At 58.0% G+C, this 3,343-nt stretch carries 1 protein-coding gene and 1 pseudogene; one reads left to right on the forward strand and one right to left on the reverse strand.

Translation table 11 applies throughout. The features are described from left to right. A pseudogene (locus IWX85_RS19980) lies at positions 1-531 on the reverse strand (hypothetical protein); the annotation flags it as partial. A 643-nt stretch (positions 532-1,174) separates the two neighbouring features. On the opposite strand from IWX85_RS19980, the gene IWX85_RS19985 reads away from it, so the two are divergent. Further along, on the forward strand, positions 1,175-3,343 hold a 2,169-nt coding region (locus IWX85_RS19985), incomplete at its 3' end, for a N,N-dimethylformamidase beta subunit family domain-containing protein (RefSeq protein WP_196870961.1).

Here is a 3,343-nt window from a genome sequence, read left to right on the forward strand (position 1 = left end):
GGAAGCATCTGGCGAGCCCTGCACGCCGGAGCCAGTCATCGGCGAGCCAGTCCCAGGCTTGGTGCCCGAATGGGTCATGCCCTTGCCGGTCCCCGCCGCACCCTTGTTGTCCATCCCCGCGCCCGGGCCGGATGCATCAGGCGAGCCCTGTACACCCGAGCCGGTCATGGGCGAGCCGCTGGCGCCCGCGGGGCGTGAACCGGTCATGCCGTTGCCGGTTCCCGCAGCACCTTTGCTGCCCATGCCCGCGCCCGCACCGGAAGCGTCTGGTGAGCCCTGTACACCCGAGCCGGTCATGGGCGAGCCGCTGGCGCCCGTGGCGCCTGAACCGGTCATGCCCGTTCCCGCAGCACCTTTGCTGCCCATGCCCGCGCCCGCACCGGAAGCGTCTGGTGAGCCCTGTACACCTGAGCCGGTCATGGGCGCGCCGCCCGAACTGCCGGTCTGCGCTTGGGCCATGCCGCCCATCATCAATGCTGCCGTGACCGCAAGAGTCAGCGGAATGACTTTCGTGGAAGACTTTTTGAACATAAAAAACTCCTTTTAGACGGAACAAAATGCGCTCGCCACTTTGAGGCCAGCGAAAGCATTCAATCAGTCTATGGCTCACCCCTGGTCGTTTTTGCCAGCAAGACGCATCCCGCGGTGTAGGACGCTGACCTTGCGTACCACAGCGCTTGCCTAGGAGGTTCTGAAACACGCTCAAGCGCTGAACCTGGCGCTTTGCTGCGTCATGTGCGGTGTCTTTTCGACCCAAGCCCTTTTTTACTCGTCAAACCTATGCGTTTTCAGGAACTGTCGGCTTTCGGCAGCCAGTTGCGCGCGCCGTGCCGTTCCAAGGTGAGCACTCCCGTTTTAACCAGGGCCCGGGTGTGATGTCTGCTGCCGGGCCTCCCGTCAACATGAAGCACACAGGCAAGCCCGGCGCAGCGGTCAGTCCCTGTGTCTTGCAACCAGAGCCGCCCGAGAGCGGCCAAGGCCTGCGCGGCCGGATTAATCAGAAGAATGTCGATTAAAAAATCGAAAAATTACTTTTCTCTTATGTCAACAGTGCTTATAAATTTTCATACCTTTTTTACTCCAGCGTTTCGGAATTTCAGGGATGGGCATGAATCGGCTAAGCGACTCAAATGAACAGTATCGCCATGTGACTTGTCTTTAAAGAAAGTGTCTTATGCAATGTTCAGTACGTCTCTCAAGTATTTTTTGCTTGTTTTGGCTGTGCTGCAACTTCGTTTGGGCCCAACAAAATGTGATCCAGACTGAAAATTCAAAGCCTGGTTCGCCGGATTGGGAAATAACGGCGCCATCAAGCACCCCGACGGTTGAAGGCTATGCATCTCACACCAGCGTGAACCGCGGGGAGACCATACGGTTTTTTGTCAACACCAGCGCGCCAACCTATACGCTTGCCATCTACCGGATGGGCTGGTATGCGGGCGCTGGTGCCCGACTGATGACTTCGGTGACGTTGCCGGGGAAAAGTCAGCCCATACCGCAGCCCGATTCAGTCACAGGCCTCATTGAATGCGACTGGGCCGAATCCCACCGCATCACGATTCCACAGACGGCTGACAAGACCGACTGGGCCACTGGTATCTATCTGGTGAAGCTCACGCCCAGTTCGGGAACCCAAAGTTACATGGTTTTCGTGGTGCGTGACGATTCATCGCGCTCGACCTATGTTTACCAGTCGACTGTTACCACTTCCCAAGCTTATAACAACTGGGGCGGCAAATCGCTTTACACCTATAACAGCGTCAACAGCGATCCAGCGCGCAAAGTTTCATTCAACCGTCCGTACGCCAGGGAAGGGTACCGCGGGGGTGCGGGTCAATTTCTTAACCATGAAATCAACTTTTTGCGCTTCTTAGAACGCGAAGGCTACGACGTTACGTATCTGTCCAATCTTGATTTGCACACCAATGGCGCTCAACTGCTCAACCATCGAGCTTTTCTTGTTGCAGGCCATGACGAATACTGGTCCTACCAAATGAAAAGCGCTGCACATGCCGCGCAGGAACAAGGTGTGCACCTGGGTTTTTTCGCATCCAACGAGGCGTATTGGCAGGTCCGCTTTGAACCCAGTTCAAAGGGCGAAGCCAATCGCACCATGGTCGCATACAAGGAGGCCGCGCAAACCCAGGACCCCTTTGCGATCGACAGCGACCCGTCGAACGACAAGTTCATCACGATCCGATACCGTGACCTGAATGCCATTTTCGGGGTGAACGACAGCGTTGCCCAGCCTGAAAACGGCCTGGTCGGAGTGATGTACCACGGAGACCCATTTAATGGGGACATCGTGGTATCAGATGCAACAAGCTGGGTTTATGCGGGCACTGGCGCGAGCAACGCCTCCAGATTTTCCGGCTTGCTAGGGTATGAAACCGACACGATTGTCAACAATGGGTATTCGCCGCCTCAACTTCGAAAAATTGCAGAGTCACCCGACCCATGGGGGAACTCCCACATGGCCACGTACACGACCGAAAGCGGCTCAGTCGTATTTGCAACCGGCTCCAACCAGTGGAGTTGGGGAATAGACAACTATGGCAATCGAAACGTTGAACAAGAAAGCGCCAAGCAGGCCACTCGCAACGTGCTGGCCCGATTTGGAGCAGCGCCTGTCCGCACGCCCACCAATGTACAGGCGACAGCGGCTAGCCAGGCGATCAACCTGAGCTGGACTGCGCCAATAGGGGCAACCGCCTTTAATCTCTACCGCAGCCTGGCGGCAAATGCCCAAGGCACAACAGCCTATCGAGCGGGGCTGACTTCGCCTTCTTTTACTGATACCGGACTCGCTGCGGGAACAACTTATTTCTACACCGTCACAGGGGCCAATACGGCTACCGAAAGTGCACAGTCGGCGGAAGTGTCCGCAGCGGTCACGAGCACATCGCCACCGCCCGCGAGCAATCCGGCGCCCATCCTGTCCTCGATTGCGCCAACGGGCGCCGCCGTGGGCGGAGCTGGCTTTTCACTGACGGCGAGGGGCAGCAATTTTGTTCCGGCTTCCAAGGTGTATTGGAACGGCACAGAGCGGCCCACCAGCTACTTGAGCGTCACGCAGCTCTCGGCGTCGATTCCTGCCAGCGACCTGCAGTCTGCAGGTACCGCGCAAGTCAGCGTGGTGACACCGGCACCGGGCGGCGGCGTCTCGGCGGTGCTGTCGTTTACCGTCAACAGTGCCTCGCCGCCAAGCAATCCGGTGCCGGTGCTGAGTTCGCTGTCGCCGACAAGCACGGCAGCAGGCAGCGCCGGTTTTGCGCTGACGGTGAATGGCTCGAATTTCGTGGCCGGCTCCAGGGTGTATTGGAATGGGGCAGAGCGGCCCACC

Source organism: Polaromonas sp. CG_9.11 (assembly GCF_015752225.1).
Lineage (GTDB): Bacteria > Pseudomonadota > Gammaproteobacteria > Burkholderiales > Burkholderiaceae_C > Polaromonas.